The 17157-nt window shown below is 40.5% G+C and carries 12 protein-coding genes and 3 pseudogenes; 9 read left to right on the plus strand and 6 right to left on the minus strand.

What is annotated here, in order from left to right; all coding sequences use genetic code 11:
* The first annotated feature begins 291 nt into the window (after nt 1-291).
* Together AAZO_RS29585 and bioU are read left to right on the plus strand one after the other, a co-directional pair.
* A pseudogene (locus AAZO_RS29585) lies at nt 292-1257 on the plus strand (IS701 family transposase).
* A gap of 575 nt (nt 1258-1832) precedes the next feature.
* Nucleotides 1833-2828 carry a (S)-8-amino-7-oxononanoate synthase BioU gene (gene bioU / locus AAZO_RS09335; RefSeq protein WP_013191062.1) on the plus strand — a complete coding sequence of 332 codons (996 nt, stop codon included), beginning with the start codon at nt 1833-1835 and terminating at the stop codon, nt 2826-2828.
* A gap of 44 nt (nt 2829-2872) precedes the next feature.
* Here bioU and AAZO_RS09340 read toward each other — a convergent pair.
* The 5 genes and pseudogenes from AAZO_RS09340 to AAZO_RS35185 form a co-directional block, all read right to left on the minus strand.
* Nucleotides 2873-3434, minus strand: a pseudogene (locus tag AAZO_RS09340) (hypothetical protein).
* A gap of 111 nt (nt 3435-3545) precedes the next feature.
* Nucleotides 3546-4769 (minus strand): type II secretion system F family protein, encoded by a 1224-nt coding sequence (locus AAZO_RS09345; protein WP_013191063.1) that lies wholly within the window; start codon nt 4767-4769, stop codon nt 3546-3548.
* Nucleotides 4770-4906: 137 nt separating this feature from the next.
* Nucleotides 4907-6031: a type IV pilus twitching motility protein PilT gene (locus AAZO_RS09350; protein ID WP_013191064.1), complete on the minus strand. Its 1125-nt coding sequence runs from the start codon at nt 6029-6031 to the stop codon at nt 4907-4909.
* A gap of 112 nt (nt 6032-6143) precedes the next feature.
* A complete protein-coding gene (locus AAZO_RS09355) occupies nt 6144-8156 on the minus strand; it encodes a GspE/PulE family protein (protein WP_013191066.1) in 2013 nt (670 codons plus the stop codon).
* 405 nt (nt 8157-8561) lie between these two features.
* Nucleotides 8562-8714, minus strand: a complete 153-nt coding sequence (locus AAZO_RS35185) for a hypothetical protein (protein ID WP_013191067.1) — start codon at nt 8712-8714, stop codon at nt 8562-8564.
* A 93-nt stretch (nt 8715-8807) separates the two neighbouring features.
* On the opposite strand from AAZO_RS35185, the gene grpE reads away from it, so the two are divergent.
* The 3 genes from grpE to dnaK all read left to right on the plus strand — a co-directional run bounded on the left by grpE (nt 8808) and on the right by dnaK (nt 12328).
* Entirely contained in the window at nt 8808-9479 is a 672-nt protein-coding gene (gene grpE / locus AAZO_RS09360; RefSeq protein ID WP_013191068.1) for a nucleotide exchange factor GrpE, read from the plus strand.
* A gap of 420 nt (nt 9480-9899) precedes the next feature.
* Entirely contained in the window at nt 9900-10223 is a 324-nt protein-coding gene (locus AAZO_RS09365) for a hypothetical protein (protein ID WP_013191069.1), read from the plus strand.
* Between the two features lie 116 nt (nt 10224-10339).
* Nucleotides 10340-12328 carry a molecular chaperone DnaK gene (gene dnaK, locus AAZO_RS09370; protein ID WP_013191070.1) on the plus strand — a complete coding sequence of 663 codons (1989 nt, stop codon included), beginning with the start codon at nt 10340-10342 and terminating at the stop codon, nt 12326-12328.
* Between the two features lie 430 nt (nt 12329-12758).
* On the opposite strand, the gene AAZO_RS09375 is transcribed toward dnaK, so the two are convergent.
* The gene (locus tag AAZO_RS09375; RefSeq protein WP_013191071.1) at nt 12759-12977 is read right to left on the minus strand and encodes a WD40 repeat domain-containing protein; all 219 of its coding nucleotides are present in this window, start codon (nt 12975-12977) and stop codon (nt 12759-12761) included.
* 440 nt (nt 12978-13417) lie between these two features.
* Between AAZO_RS09375 and AAZO_RS33585 the strand changes: the two are divergent.
* From AAZO_RS33585 to rsgA, 4 genes and pseudogenes are all read left to right on the plus strand, one after another.
* Nucleotides 13418-13789 (plus strand): annotated as a pseudogene (locus tag AAZO_RS33585) (ISAzo13-like element transposase-related protein).
* Between the two features lie 428 nt (nt 13790-14217).
* Entirely contained in the window at nt 14218-15354 is a 1137-nt protein-coding gene (gene dnaJ / locus AAZO_RS09385) for a molecular chaperone DnaJ (protein ID WP_013191073.1), read from the plus strand.
* Entirely contained in the window at nt 15354-15611 is a 258-nt protein-coding gene (locus AAZO_RS09390) for a sulfurtransferase TusA family protein (RefSeq protein ID WP_013191074.1), read from the plus strand. Before dnaJ ends, AAZO_RS09390 begins: the two co-directional genes overlap by 1 nt.
* On the plus strand, nt 15608-16720 hold the full coding sequence (gene rsgA / locus AAZO_RS09395; RefSeq protein WP_013191075.1) for a small ribosomal subunit biogenesis GTPase RsgA: 1113 nt from the start codon (nt 15608-15610) through the stop codon (nt 16718-16720). The genes AAZO_RS09390 and rsgA overlap by 4 nt, the downstream gene beginning before the upstream one ends.
* Nucleotides 16721-17157: the final 437 nt, after the last annotated feature.

Raw genomic sequence — 17157 nt, forward strand, 5'->3', positions numbered from 1 at the left:
GGATAGGCGGGAACTAAAAACGGCAAAGTACTGGTTTTAATAGAAAAAGAATTTGATGTTTTGATTACTCAGGAGTTAGGCAACTGGCACAGGCGATGGGTGAAATATAGTACATCCGTATTAAATAAATCGGATATGGAAAGCTTTATCAACCCATAAGAAGTAGCTGCAACAGGAAACATTATTCAAATATTCATGAGAAAATAGGTAGGAGATTGTATTAGATAAATGTTGCTGAAGGTAATGAGATTTACTAAACTTGATTACTGCTAATACTTATTAAGTAGTCAAATTAATTATACAATTACTAATTTAGCAGAGCATTTAGAAAGTATTAGCCATGATGCAATTAACTATTATTTAAAAACCGAAAAGTTAACATCTCGTTTACTATGGGATAAGGTGAAAGAGGTAGTAGAACCTGATGGTAATGGGTACATCATATTTGATGACAGTGTTTTAGACAAAAGATATTCTGAAGAAGTAGAGATGGTGAGGAGACAATATAGTGGTAATGAACATGGCATACTCAAAGGAATTGGTGTAGTCAGTTGTGTATATGTGAATCCTAAAGTTCAAAGATTTGGGGTAATAGATTACCGCATTTTTAATTCTGATGTGGATGGTAAAACCAAGATAGACCATGTGAAAGATATGCTGCAAAAACTGGTGTATCATCAGCTTTTCCCATTTGATAAGGTTTTGATGGACACATGATACGCACTAAACAGTTTCATGCTGTATATTGATAGCTTAGACAAAATTTATTCTTGCCCTTTAAAAAAGGATCGGTTAGTTGATGATACATTTGCCAAAGAAAAAGATAAACCTATTGAATTATGAGAATGGAGTACTGAAGAGTTAGAATGTGGTAAAATTATAAAAATTAAAGGGTTTCCCGCTCAGAAAAAAGTGAAACTATTCCGGGTTGCTGTTTCTACCAACAGAACGGATTATGTCGCTACTAACGATTTATCTCAAAATTCTACGAATGTTGTACAAGAGGTGTGTAAAATTCGTTGGAGAATCGAGGATTTTCACCGAGAGATTAAACAAATAAGTGGCATTGAATCTTGTCAATGTCGTAAAGCTAGGCTTCAAATAAATCATATTGCTTGTGCAATGTTGGTTTAGATTAGATTAAAGAATTTAGCCTATCAAACTGGTCAAACTGTTTATCAAAACAAGCATAGATTGCTTTCTAATTATTTAATTCAGCAACTAAAACGCCCAAGTCTTCCTATGTGCTTGGTTTGAGTTCAATTGTTGCGTGCCAGGGCTACATCCCGCCCGCTATTTGTGCTAGTTGCGTAAGTCCTGTTACTGTTGATAGGAATTTATCTTTTCAGCAAAATTTATCTCATTTCAATATCGCTGTAGTTCTTTTACAAGCAAAGTCTAGTAGATGAATGTATCTGAAACCTTAATTCTTTGCATGATTTTATTTTTGTAGACACATTTTACTAAATCTTAAGCCTTAAGCAGATCAGTATCAATACTTTAATTAACCGTACCTGTAGCATAACCCTGACTAATTACACTAGCATAACCAAGCAAACGCTGACATGTTTCTTCAGCATCGGATTTAGGAGGAACAGACAACGTATACTGACGATGTAGGGACGCAGCAACTCATTCTGCTACCAAAATTCCCACAACAGTAGCTTGTTGTTGTAAAGCAGTATAAACTTCATCACTCATTTCCAGGGTCAAGAGTTGGCTCACGATTTTTAAGTTACCTTAAATAACTTTCACATAATTATAGCTTTTTCCACTTGAGAAGCCAGGAAAATAAAGCATAATTAACCATTAACCAACACAGGAAAAACACTATGAACACACAACCTATTCGCGTCGGAGTCTTGGGTTTTGGCGGACTTGGACAAGCAGCAGCCAAACTCCTTTCGAGTAAACGAGAAATGATCCTAGTTGCAGCCGCAGACCAAAAAGGCTACGCATACTCCACAGAAGGCTTAAACAGCGATGCTTGCATCACCACCTATCAAAATCAAGGTACAGTTGGTTATTTAGAACCAGTCGGGACATTAAGCAATAACAGTATTCAAGATTTAATTCAAGCCATCGGTGACGCTGTAGATGGTTATTTCCTAGCTTTACCCAACCTCCCCAACGACTTTATCCCCAATGTCGCCAAAGAATTCATCAAAGCTGGTTGGCGCGGTGTGCTGGTGGATGCGATAAAACGCACCACTGCAGTAGAACAACTTCTAGCCATGAAAGATGAACTGCAAGCAGCGGGAATTACTTGTATGACAGGCTGTGGTGCAACACCAGGACTGTTAACCGCCGCCGCCGCATTAGCCGCCCAAAGTTACGCCGAAATTCACAATGTGGAAATTACTTTTGGTGTCGGTATTGCTAAGTGGGAAGCTTACCGCGCCACCGTTCGGGAAGATATTGGACATATGCCCGATTATACTGTAGAAGCTGCTAGGGCGATGACTGACGCAGAGGTGGAAGCATTACTAGATAAAACTAACGGCGTGCTGACTTTGGAAAATATGGAACATGCCGATGATGTGATGTTAGAAATAGCAGGAATTTGTTCACGGGATAGAGTGACTGTAGGTGGTGTAGTTGATACCCGCAACCCCAAAAAACCCCTCAGTACCAATGTGAAAATCACAGGATGCACCTTTGAAGGTAAAATTTCTACCCACACCTTTATATTAGGAGATGAAACCAGTATGGCTGCTAATGTGTGCGGTCCCGCTTTTGGTTATTTAAAAGCTGGTCAAGAATTACATCAACGGGGTATTTATGGTTTATTTACCGCTGTGGAAATCATGCCTAAATTCGTAAAATAGGTGATTGGTAATTGGTAATTAGTCACCTATTACCTCACCTACATCTAAGCTGGTGGAAGTTCTGAGGAATAAGACTCTATCGATTCTTCCTCAGCTAGAGATAATGATCTTTGAATGACAAAAGGTAATTCTGCACCAATTAAACCCCGTTGGATGCGTTCTGATGTTTGATCAAGAACTACAAACAACGGATAAACGATATTTCCACCCTCACTCAAAATATGACTATGACGGGGATGCATAATCCATTCATATTCTTTATCTAACCAAACTTGGCTTTGTCTCCATCTTCCTAATAAATCAGACAGGTCTTCATGGGGACGATGAATAAATAGTAATATTTCTACACCGGTTTTGATTTTCCATTCCGGATCACACATCATATATAGATATATCACAGGGCAAAGCCATCGTTTTTGAAGTTTTAGCTTCAATATCACGGATACGAACGATGGGTAAAGGGATAGTGATGACACTTTCCGATGGACGACGCACACTAGGAATTATTTCCAAATATGGACGATGCTGTTTAAGGAGTGTGATCGCAGCTAAATGATTGCTATATTCCGCTAAACTAGATTCATAAAGAGATTTTTGTCCAGACATGATTTTTAATTTAACAATAGTCAGTTATCAGCTATCAGTTCTCAGTACAAGTTTTTTATTTTCCAGTTGAAAACACTTTTCACTGTTAACTGTTAACTGATAACTGTTTTTTTACCCCAGTTTTTCAAAGACCTTGAACATGGGTAAGTACATTGCCAGCAAAATTGTACCAACCATCCCCCCAAGAACCACAATCATTAATGGTTCTAAAATACTTGTTAATGATTTAACTGCCTGTTCTACTTCATCTTCATAGAAATCAGCAACCTTCATCAACATTCCATCTAATTGACCAGTTTCTTCACCAATACTCATCATGGCAATAGCCATAGATGGAAAAACTGCATCTTTTTTCAAAGCGGCACTAATCATCCCACCTTGTTGAACATCTAGCCTAGCTGCATCTATGGCATTAGCAATCACTTGATTTCCTGATGTATCCCGCACAATTTCTAAGCAAGTTAGAATTGGTACACCTGAACGAGTTAAAGCCCCAAAGGTGCGGCTAAATCGAGCAACTGAAGATTTTTGGATCAAGTCACCAAACAAAGGTACTTTTAAAGATAGGCGGTCAATAGTTTCTCTACCTACGGGAGTTTTGTAATACTGCTTACAGGTAAAGGAAGCTGCCATAAAACCAGCGATAATTACTAAAGACCAATAACTTCGTAATATTTCGCTACAAGTCATCAGAAATTGTGTTAGTGCTGGTAATTCAATACCTATGTCTTTGAAAATATTAGCAAAGATGGGAATTAGAAACACAGTCATACCTACAAAGATAGCAGTTGCGATAAAACCCACTACTAATGGATAAGACATAGCCGATTTAATTTGGTTCTGTAATCGAGCCATATCTTCTAATAGTTTGGCTAGACGATTTAATACTTCATCTAGCACACCACCTATTTCTCCGGACTGAACCATACTCACATACAAACCATCAAAACAGTCAGGATGCTTACCCATAGAATCAGAAAGATTAACTCCCGTTTGCACATCACCGCCAATTTCAATAAGAGCTTGTTTCAATTTGGGATTATTGCACTGTTCCCCAAGTATTGCGAGTCCTCTAACAATTGCTACACCTGCATTCACTAAAGCAGCAAACTGACGGGAAAAAACAGCTTTGTCTTTTACAGAAACCTTAACTAAGGAATTCTGGAATTTTTTTAAATCAAAGCGGGAAGATAAACTTTGAGATTCTTTCAGGTCTTGAACTATAAAGCCCTTATCTCTGAGATTAGTCCGAGCATCCCTTAGGGAATCAGCGACAAATTTCTGAGTTCGTAAATTTCCTTGAGAGTCGCGAATACGAGCAAGGTAGGTAGGCATAGTATCAATTCAAAATTCAAAATAGTGCTTACAGCAGGCTACGGCAAGAAAATTTAAAATTAGCCAATGGGTAATTGGTAATTCATAATTTGTAATTGGCATTATAATCATGAATTACCAATTACAAATTAGGAAATCTAATGAGCTTTAGCAGCAGTACCAGATTTTGCTGCTGATGCTTGTGGTGGTGCTGACCCAATGAGACGTTGAACTTCATCAGGCTTAGAAGTCTTAGACATAGTCGCTTCAAAAGAGATAGTTCCAGCTTTATATAAATCAGCTAAAACCTTCTCTAAAGTTTGCATTCCCAATTTACCACCAGTTTGAATGGCTGAATAAATTTGCGCTGTTTTACCTTCACGAATTAAGTTGGAAATAGCAGGAGTGATTACCATAATTTCTTGAGCCATCACCCGACCATATTCACCTGGTTTGGGATTTTTCTTAGATACTAAAGTTTGGCTAAATACTGCTACTAAAGAATTTGATAATTGTACCCGTACTTGGGTTTGTTTTTCATGCGGGAAAACGTCGATGATCCGGTCAACTGTTTGGGCAGCAGAACTGGTGTGCATTGTACCAAAGACTAAGTGACCTGTTTCTGCGGCAGAAATTGCCAAAGCAATTGTGTCCAAATCCCGCATTTCTCCTACCAGAATGATATCTGGATCTTCCCGCAAAGCTGCTTTCAAGGCATTAGCAAAACTCTTGGTGTCTTCCCCTAGTTGACGTTGGTGAACTAGGCTTTTAATTGGTTCATAAATAAATTCTACAGGGTCTTCAACGGTTAAAATATGTTCTGCTCTAGTGCGGTTAATGAGGTCAATCATTGCTGCTAGAGTAGTGGTTTTACCTGAACCTGTTGGGCCTGTCACCAGAATTAATCCTCTGGGTTTTTCAGACATTTCCCGAACTATATTTGGTAAACCTAATTTTTCGAAGTTAGGAATTTTAGAACTCAATGCTCGCAAACAAGCAGCATAAGCACCACGTTCTTTGTAGACATTCACCCGAAAACGAGCTAATCCTTTGACACCATAGGAACAATCTAATTCCCAGGTTTGTTCTAAGGTTTTTCGCTGGGTGTTATTGAGCATACTAAAAATTAATCTTTGGCATTCATCTGCAGTCAGCACATGATCACCAATAGGAGTCAGATGACCACTCACGCGGAAGTAGGGAGGTAAACCTGCGGATAAGTGCAGATCGGAACCACCCATGTCAATCAACTGTTCCATCAAGTCTTCAATGATCATTTCCATAGTCGCTTCGCTCCAATTTTAAAATAGTGAAAAGGGAATAAAAGTTCAGGAAAAAGACTAAATCTTTCTCGCCCTGCTCCCGCTATATCCCCAGCCCCTCTAAGTCCTGGTGCTAATCTTGAAAACGAGGTGTCATACAGTAGGGACAATCGAGCCATTCTGGTTGTAATGTGGCATCACAAGTTTTACAAGTTAGACCACTCTTACGTTTGGCTTTTAATTCAGCTTCCAAACCTGTATCAGTAAAGGTTACGCGCTCTACTTCCTCCAGAGTTGTAGAACCTTGACGCACTAAATCTAGACTGTAAGCAAGCAAGGTTTTCATACCTTCTTCTACAGCTACTTCTTTAATGCGTTCTGTGGGTGCTTCTTGGTTGATGAGAGTTTGGAGGTTTTCTGTGACTCGCATAACTTCATAAACACCACAACGTCCTTTATACCCAATGCCATTACAAGCCCCACAGATTTCATTTTTGGTTTTAGCTTCTGCTATAGATTCTGGAGGTAAGGAATTAGCCTTGTAAAAAGTTACTGATGTTTCTTTGGATGCTGACAGACCATAACGAGCCAGTTCTTCAGTAGTGGGAGTGTAGGGAATTCGACATTGTGAACAAACTCGACGCACTAAACGTTGTGCCAAAACACCAATTAGGGAACTGGAAACCATGAAGGGTTCAATTCCCATTTCTCCTAGACGTGCGATCGCACCAGGCGCATCATTAGTGTGTAAGGTAGTTAATACTAAGTGACCTGTTAAAGCCGCTTCAATCGCTGTTTTTGCCGTTTCTTTATCCCGTGTTTCACCCACAAGCAACACATCGGGATCTTGACGCAAGAACGCCCGCAATGCTGTGGAAAAATCCAACCCTTTTTCCCGAATTACCTGTACTTGGGTAATCCCTGGCAAACTATATTCAATCGGGTCTTCTACCGTACTAATGTTAATTCCTGGATCGTTCTTTTCTGCCAATGCCGAATACAACGAAGTCGTTTTACCAGAACCAGTCGGACCAGTTACCAAAATCAAGCCAAAGGGCTTGCTGACGATATCCTGGACAATATGCAAAGTCTCTGGATCAGTAATTAACTTATTCAACCCTAGTTGGGTAGAAGAGTTGTCCAGAATCCGTAACACCACCTTTTCCCCATAGCGACTGGGTAAGGTATTCACCCGGAAGTCAACTTTCCGTCCTTCAAATAAACGACGGATGCGTCCATCTTGAGGTAAACGCCTTTCCGCGATGTCAAGATTGGAAATGATTTTAAATCGGGCTGTCACCGCCGGAATGATTTTTTTAGGTACAGGGTCAAAAGCCTCATGCAGTACCCCATCCTTACGGAAGCGAATGCGTAAGTTTTCCTCTTGTGGTTCGATATGAATATCCGAAACCTTTTCTTGCAAAGCTTTAAACAGGATTCTGTTGACGAGTTTGATAATGGGTGCATCTTCAGCATCCTTAATTGATGCATTGATATCAGCATCCTTGTCCTCACCAAATTCTTCTATATCCTGATCTTCCAGATATTTTATATCCTGATTAATATCAGTATCTCTTTTTTGTTCTTTTTCCTTTTCCCGAATAGCCAACTCATCTAAATATTTGTTGATGAGATGCTGGTAATCTTCTTGGGTAATCACCATCCGCTGTAAGGATAAGTTTTTGTTACGCAAGATTCGGTTCAGGTCATCAGAAGCATCCAGATTATCTGGTTCCACCATTGCCACTAAAACATAAGGTGGTATTTGGTCTTCCCGTTTCCATAGCGGTACCAAACGATGACGACGACAGACATCGACTGGTATCAGACTATCAATCAATTGTCCAACCATCAGATTGCCAATTTGATTGACTTCTGGATCTACTGATTCAACGCCATATAATATTTTTAGTTCAAATAGATGTTGTTTCTTGTGTTCCCGAATAAACTCTGCTGATAGTTGTTGCCCAGTAATTAACTCTAGGACATCTATCAGCTTCTTGCCAGATTTCCGGCTCTCTATTAGTGCCTGTTTCATCTGTTCAGTGTTGACATAGCCAGATTGCACTAGGTGGTTGCCAAAGGGCGAAAACTGTGTTTTTGTAGTTAACGCGGTGCTAGTCCGTTGTGGTGACGAGTAAGTCATAAGCAATCTCTCAGGGAAACCTCTTATTTAAGTATTCCCAGACTGTAGTCAATTATTCTCATTATGAGTGTATTAAATTTCAGTGTAAAATCTTTCCTCTTAAAAAGTTTTTTTCAGTACATTCCTGGCCGGCAGATACGCAGGAGAAGGAAAATGTATTATTTTTTCTTATTAAAGACTGAATTACTGGACTCCTAGCTAGTAAATTACGTTAAATAGTTAAAAACCTGATTTATTCCTGGAGTTACTTTACCTGTTCGGTTTACCACCCTCAGAAGCTCTACGCTCATCTGTTCACAATTTGTCACAATAAGGAAATCGTAAATCTCAAATTTCCAATCTAGGGAAGACTGAACTTTATATAGATTTTGTAGATTTTGTCTTTCTTGATCCAAAATCTAAAAGTTAGTACAAATCAATGGCACTCGCGATTATGGAATAAATCACAAGACCAAAACCCACAATTCGTAAACTAAGTCTCTGTCTTTGGGCATGGGCTAAATCACAAATCCAAAATCCGCAATCCACAATTGCTTGACGTTGTTCCGTAAAAAGCATCTGGGATGAGTGGACAATGATAGATGAAAATAAACAAGTAAAGAACACCAACCAGCAATTGGGTGAACCAAGTAGATAGAGGTAAAGCAAGCAATGAAGAGCGACTCCCCAGCCGAAATCAACTCTCAAGAATCAGGCAACGAGGTGACTGAGCAAATGACAGCCCATAATGTACCGCAAGAACCTGAACTCACAGAAGAAAATAGTGTCGCTGCAGCAGAGACAACACAAGCAGATACAGCAGCTTTAGCAGATTTAACTCAACAACTGGAGTTGGTGAAAACCCAACTAGAAGATCGTAATTCTCAATATATGCGGATTGCCGCAGATTTTGAGAATTACCGCAAACGGACCTCCAAAGAAAAAGAAGACATGGAGACGCACATGAAGCGAAATACGATTATGGAGTTGCTGCCTGTTGTTGATAATTTTGAAAGAGCACGGGCGCATCTCAAACCCCAAACAGAGGGCGAAATGACAATTCACAAAAGTTATCAAGGGGTTTATAAACAATTAGTAGATTGCCTGAAACGTTTAGGGGTGTCACCAATGCGTCCAGAAGGACAAGAATTTGATCCTAACCTGCATGAAGCAGTAATGCGAGAACCTACAAACGAACATCAGGAAGGAACAGTATTAGAAGAGTTAGTGCGCGGCTATTTCTTAGGCGATCGCGTACTGCGTCATGCCATGGTAAAAGTAGCAGCTCCCAAGGAAGATACACCCACACCAGAAGAAGATGAGTTGACTCAAGAAAATACTTAACCAAGCAGGTGACAGGTGACAGGTGACAGGTAGGAAATTTACCCATTACCGATCACCTTTTTCCCTGTTGAAAGTGGATAACTAGTACAGTACGGCGTAAATAAACCAACCATTGCAAATCTTTGAAAAACTTACCCAGTATTCATTTTGAATTTTGTTGGCGCAGCCTGCTGGAAGCACTATTTTGTTAGCTTAGCTGTTCTGAAAGAAGCATTTTGAATTCACGGCGGTACTAGCAACATGGATTACATAATTCCCACAGACATTCTTTGATATACTAAAAACGGTTTAAAGGTGTCATTCTGAATGTTCGCGGAGCATCTCTGAAAGAGATAGTGAAGAATCTCCGAGATACTAGAGCCTACGGCACGCTCCGCGTTCACCCAGTGTCCCTAAGGTATATGCTGCACTAAGTTACCCATGGCTTCCGCCACGCTACGCTATCAGTATGACATAAGTCCAAGTTTCACCCGTTTGCAGTCTACGTCACAAACGATATATATAATTATAGCTAGCAGTTGTGGACAAGTTCCAGTCCGTAATATAAATGCTAATGTCAATTTAAGAGATATCCTGATAGCGTGGCATAAGCGATCTCATCGAGTACCTGCATCCAGCACAGGATTAACACTGGGCAAAAAGATGAATCTGTGTGTTAATTTGGTCTATAAAGTTGTACCTGCTGGCGTACCGACATACTTGGTGGCAGTAGGAAACAAACAAAAAAATATTCTAGTTGTTTAGTCATCAACAATTTGTTTAATTGTTGTTTTGTACCTTAACTGGAGTCTCCAGTCCTGAGCCAAAAAGGATAGTCCGCAAAAAATCATGGTAAAAGCACTCAATAAAATACTGTCAGTATGGGAAAAGTTATTGGGATAGACTTAGGCACTACTAACAGTTGCGTTGCTGTTGTAGAAGGTGGTCAACCGATAGTGATCGCCAATTCCGAAGGAGGACGCACCACTCCCAGTATTGTAGGATTTGGCAAGAGTGGCGATTTATTGGTTGGTCAGTTAGCCAAGCGCCAATCCATCACTAATGCCGAAAACACAATCTACAGTATCAAAAGATTTATCGGTCGTCGGTGGGCAGATACAGCCACAGAACGCACTCGTGTACCTTATAACTGTGTCAAAGGTCGAGACGATACCGTTGATGTGCAGATTCGCGGACGTAATTATACGCCTCAAGAAATATCTGCCATGATCCTACAAAAACTCAAACAAGAGGCGGAAAACTTTTTGGGTGAAGAAGTAACTCAGGCGGTAATTACCGTACCAGCATATTTTACAGATGCCCAAAGACAAGCAACCAAAGATGCTGGAAAAATTGCCGGATTAGAAGTTCTGAGAATCATCAACGAACCAACCGCCGCAGCTTTAGCCTTTGGTTTAGACAAACAAGACCAAGAACAACTAATTTTGGTATTCGACCTGGGAGGAGGTACTTTTGATGTCTCCATCCTCCAACTGGGAGATGGCGTATTTGAAGTTAAAGCCACTGGAGGTAACAATCAACTGGGTGGAGACGATTTTGATAATTGCATTGTTCTCTGGATGTTAGAGCAATTCCAGAAACAAGAAAAAATCGACATTTCCCTGGATAAAATGGCGCTACAACGTCTGCGCGAAGCAGCAGAAAAGGCGAAAATTGAACTTTCCAGCATGGTAAACACCTCAATTAACTTGCCTTTTATCACCGCTGATGAAACAGGACCAAAGCATCTGGAAATGGAACTGAGCCGTTCCAAATTTGAAGAACTCACAGTACATTTAATTGCAGCTACCATAGAACCGATGAGTCAAGCACTCAAAGACACAGACCTCAAACCAAAAGACATTGATCGGATTATTTTGGTTGGTGGCTCTACTCGCATTCCTGCGGTTCTTAATGCTGTGATCAAATTCTATAATGGTAAAACCCCTGATCGCTCTGTTAACCCTGATGAGGCTGTAGGACTCGGAGCTGCAGTTCAAGCTGGAGTCCTGGGTGGTGAAGTTGATACTTTGCTGCTCTTAGATGTAACTCCCCTATCTTTAGGACTGGAAACTCTAGGGGAAGTATTTACTAAAATCATTGAACGTAACACCACAATTCCCACGAGCAAATCCCAGGTCTTTTCTACCGCAGTTGATGGGCAGAATTCCGTAGAAATTCACGTTCTCCAGGGAGAACGGTCAATGGCACGAGATAATAAAACTCTTGGTAAGTTCCTTTTGGCAGGGCTTCCCCCTGCTCCTCGTGGCATACCACAAATTGAAGTGGCTTTTGACATTGATGTCAACGGCATCCTCAAAGTTTCTGCTCAAGACAAGGGTACAGCTAGGGAGCAGAGTATTCGCATCACCAATACAGGTGGTTTAAGCCAAGTCGATGTTGAACGGATGCGACAGCAAGCTGAAATGTATGCTGAAGAAGATAAGAAACGTAAAGAACTAATTGAGCTCAAAAATCAAGCAGATAACCTATTGGTCAGTTACACATCTACACTCAATGATAATGCCGATTTAATTAGTGAAGAAATTAAAGATTTGGCCAGTCAGAAATGTGACAGTCTCCAAGCAGCAATGAGTGATCCCAATATCTCCGCAGTTGCCTTGAAGCCGATATTTGAAGAATTCCAACAAGCTTTATTTGTTATTGGTGCAGATCTTTACAAACGCACCAGTAAGTCAGTAGGTTCCCAGTCGCAATCGCAAGAGCTAGAGGAGAAAGAAGACTTGTCTGATATTTCCTTAACTTTAGTCGAAGAAAGTTCAGCGGTTGAGACATCATCAATACCACAATTCAACTTTGATTTTGATGAGGATAGTACAGCTTCGGCTGATTATGAAGCAATAGATTAATTGGGCATTGGGGACTTGGGACTGGGGACTGGGGACTGGGGACTGGGGAGCGTATATCTTCTAGTAAGTTTGGTAGTTTATCTTCTGTTGGTTTTCTGCCTCTGAGCCGGAATGAGTCTGCTATCGACATTCCATGATCTAATTCTTGCATCCCTTTCCGAATTGTGCGTCGATTCCATCCTAGTTCTAGTTCTGCAATTGTTGCTCCTCCTCGTGCCTATCCTTTCACTACCTCTGCCATGAATTATCTTCGGTAACTTGCTTTTACCTTTTGTGCTGTCTTTATATACAACGACCTTAGACTATCACTCAGTTGGATTAATGATTCTGGAGACATAAACCATACTGCAGGCTAATTATTCTCTCAGTATCCCTGGTTTTGGATCATTTTTTCCTTGGATTACTCTAACCCATCACAACCATGCACAAGTCATCGGTCTAAATTCCGCACAGGCCAAAACCGCACTGTTTTGTGAAATGATGCGGTAGCGATGGTTTTGCCGTGGGGGCTGAAACTCACACTCCAGAACCAATCCTGATGCCCTTTAAATTGGTTGCGTTCTTTGATATCGTCGAGGATATTATTTAATGTTTGGGAATTACCGTGATTATCAAAATCTAAATTATTTGATTGGTGTTGATTATTCATGACCTAAATTTTGGTGATTGTTGTTAAATGGGATTAATATCAAACCAGCATCCATCTTCATTGATATATTAGACCTCTTGCAAAATTGTTTCTGTGGTATTATAAAGGGGTTTAGATTTTAGATATTTTGGTGTTCTTTGCGATATCTAAGAGTAATCCAAGGAAAAAATGATCCAAAACCAGGGATACTGAGAGAATAATTAGCCTGCAGTATGGTTTATGTCTCCAGAATCATTAATCCAACTAAGTGATAGTCTAAGAGGTTGTTTGAAAAGTCGGTCTTTGTATCATGTTGAATGCAGCGGAGCAGAATGAAACATCTCAGTACACTCTCAAAACCTAGATTCTAGAGCCTCCAGCACGCTTCGCGTTCACGCAGTGTTCCGAAGGCATACTCTCTATTTCATTGCGCTCAGGGTGAGAATTTACACCTCTTAAAACTGTTTAAACATGCTCTAAAATCGTTAAGGCGGAATTCAAAATTCAAAATTCAATTCGCTCACAAATTTCAACTGACAATTCAACTGGCTTATTATCCTCCTTATCATAGTAAATATAATCCTGTTGAGCGTGCTTTTGGTTGGCTTGAGCAATATTAGTGTGGTAGCTTACTCGACACCGTTGATACCGGACTACGATTCGCTTCTACCCTAACTTTCAAGGGCAAAAATCCTGTGGTTACTTTGGTTGAAACAACTTATCATACAGGAGTTAAACTGACACAACAAGCAATGGCGGACATCGAAGAACTGATTCACCGCTTACCAACTTTGAAAAAATGGTTTGTTGAAATCTTTTATCGAAGCGACTGACGTTTTGGATCATTTTTTAGTTGCAACACTCTTATATCCCAAGGTTTGCTAGATTGTAGAAGCCAACTTTGGTGAGCTATATGCCTCCATACTACAGATGCAACTAAACGTATATGGTTGGTTTTCCACACCTAATAGTACGGCTAGTACCTCTGGTTAAGAACCTTAGTTTTCCTCAACTAAGTAGCACAATTGTAAAAGACCTATCGAACTTTACATCAAAAGCTTCCTTTGTAGATCATGATTTTCTCCCTGAATACGGTGAAGCAACACGGTCTTGGAGGTCTCCCCCATTGGACTACTTAAGAATCTCCGTGGCTGTCTTTCCGGAGAGAATTCAATAACAAAAACTAAGTAGTGTCTCTATTCCTTTACCTTAATCTTTCAGCTACTTCTGCTTTCTTACTTCTAACTTTTACCCTTGCTCTATGGCCCGCGACTATTATGAAATTCTGGGTGTCTCTCGTGACGCCGACAAAGAAGAAATTAAACAGGCTTATCGCCGCCAAGCCCGGAAGTATCACCCAGATGTGAACAAAGAACCGGGTTCTGAAGAACAATTTAAAGAAATCAATCGTGCTTATGAGGTTTTGTCTGAGCCAGAAACGCGCGAGCGTTATAACCGTTTTGGTGAAGCTGGTGTATCTGGTGCAGCAGCTGGCGCTGGCTTCCAAGATATGGGTGATATGGGCGGTTTTGCTGATATCTTTGAAAGCATTTTCAGTGGCTTTGCTGGGGGAATGGGTAGTCCAACCCAGCAGCAAAGACGACGCAGTGGACCTGTGCGCGGTGATGACTTACGGCTAGACCTGAAGTTAGATTTTCGGGAAGCGGTATTTGGTGGTGAAAAGGAAATTCGCATTTCTCATTTAGAAACTTGTGAAGTGTGTAGTGGTTCTGGTGCTAAACCAGGTACTCGTCCCCGTAGTTGTGCCACTTGTAGTGGTTCTGGCCAAGTCCGGCGTGTGACTAGAACGCCGTTTGGTAGTTTTACTCAAGTTTCTACTTGTCCTACTTGTAATGGCACAGGGACGGTAGTTGAGGATAAGTGTGATGCGTGTGATGGTAAAGGCGCAAATCAGGTCACGAAAAAGCTAAAAATTACTATTCCGGCTGGGGTAGATAATGGTACACGCTTACGAATCTCTCAAGAAGGTGATGCAGGTCAACGTGGTGGACCTGCTGGAGATTTGTATGTTTATTTGTTTGTGAATGAGGATGAGGAATTCCAGCGAGATGGAATTAATGTTCTCTCAGAAATCAAAATTAGTTACCTGCAAGCGATTTTAGGTTGTCGTTTGGAGGTGAATACTGTTGATGGTCCTGTGGAGTTGATTATTCCGGCGGGAACTCAGCCAAATACGGTGATGAAGTTGGAAAATCGTGGTGTACCCCGTTTGGGAAATCCTGTTAGTCGGGGCGACCATATGTTGACGGTGTTAATTGATATTCCCAATAAGATCGCGCCGGAGGAGAGACAACTGTTGGAGCAATTGGCTAAAATTAAGGGAGACAGAACTGGTAAAGGTGGTATAGAAGGATTTTTGGGAAGTTTATTTAAGTGATGATTATATCTTCTCTATTAACTCCTGATGCTCAACTAGACTTGCGTGGTACTCCTTGTCCTATTAATTTTGTGCGGACAAAACTACGTCTGGAACAAATGCCAAATGGAGGTTTACTAGAAGTCTGGTTAGATGCAGGAGAACCTATTGAGCAAGTTCCTGATAGCTTGACTATGGCGGGTTATCACGTGGAAAAAATTACGGACTGTTCTGGTTATTTTTCTCTGTTAGTACGCCGTCCGGTAACTGTTGCATGAAAGGGTATACAGTTCCTACTGCTGGACAGTTGGTGGGTACGGTATTGGCTGTACAGGCTAATTTTTATCGTGTTCAGCTCGATGGGGAACAAGGAATAGGGAATAAGGAATTTGATTTTATCCCAGTACCCAGTCCCCAGTACCCAGTCCCTAATCTCCTGTGTACCCGCAGAACTAGGTTGAAGAAAATTGGCCAACAGGTGATGGTGGGCGATCGCGTGATTGTCGAAGAACCTGATTGGGCTGGAGGACGTGGTGCGATTGCTGAAGTTTTACCCCGACAAAGTGAGTTGGACAGACCTGCGATCGCTAATGTTCACCAAATATTGCTGGTGTTTGCGGTGGCTGATCCACCTTTGGAACCTGTTCAGTTGAGTCGGTTTTTAATTAAGGCTGAGTCTACAGGGGTTGATGTGCTGTTGTGTTTGAATAAATGTGATTTAATTTCCCCACAGGAACAGCAAGAAATTAGCGATCACCTGTTTGCTTGGGGCTATAAACCACTATTTATTAGCGTCCAAAATGAGATCAATATTCATCAAGTTGACGAATACTTAAGTAATAAAGTTACAGTGATTGCTGGCCCTTCTGGTGTGGGAAAATCCAGCTTAATTAATGGGCTAATTCCCGATGTTAACCTGCGAGTGGGAGAAGTTTCTGGTAAATTAGCCCGTGGTCGCCATACTACCCGCCATGTAGAATTATTTGAAATGCGTAGTGGTGGTTTATTGGCTGATACTCCCGGTTTTAATCAACCTGATTTGGATTCTAGTCCAGAAGAATTAATATATTATTTTCCCGAAGCAAGAAAAAGGTTAGAAGTGGCTAGTTGTCGGTTCAGTGATTGCTTACATCGAGATGAACCTGATTGTGCTGTGGGTAGTGATTGGGAAAGGTATGAGCATTATTTAGAATTTTTGGATGATATGATCGCATATCAGAATTATCTTAAACAACAAGCTGATCCTGAATCTACATTAAAACTGAAAAGCAAAGGTAAAGGTCAAAATCAGTATGAACCGAAGTTAGAAAGTAAAAAGTATCGTCGTGTTTCTCGTCGTGTGCAAGTGCAGAATTTACAAGATTTATATACAGAAACTGAAGAATAAATACACGTAGACCAATCTCTTCACGGAATCAAATCATAAATAAAACGATTTTAGCGACTGTGTTCCTGACTAGAATAGGATTTTCAGGCTTTGATACCTCTCTTGTGATTTTTGTAAAACTCGGCTCTATTACTGAAAAAATAAAAACCTATTACAGTACAGCGTAAATAAACGAACCATTATAAATCTCTGAAAAGCTCACGCCGTATACATTTTGAATTTTGTTGCGCAGCCTGCTTACTGGAAGTACTATTTTGTTAGCTTAGCTCTTCTGAAAGAAGCATTTTGAATTCACGACGGTACTAGATACCTGACGACATATGAATTTTCAATCTTTTGAAAAGGGATCTCTCATATAGCAAGGTAGGCAACTGTTAGCTATCTTCGTCCAGATCACCAGAACCCAACAGACTTATAAACATAAGTTATAAAACTAC

The sequence above is a fragment of the 'Nostoc azollae' 0708 genome (assembly GCF_000196515.1).
Taxonomy (GTDB): domain Bacteria; phylum Cyanobacteriota; class Cyanobacteriia; order Cyanobacteriales; family Nostocaceae; genus Trichormus_B; species Trichormus_B azollae.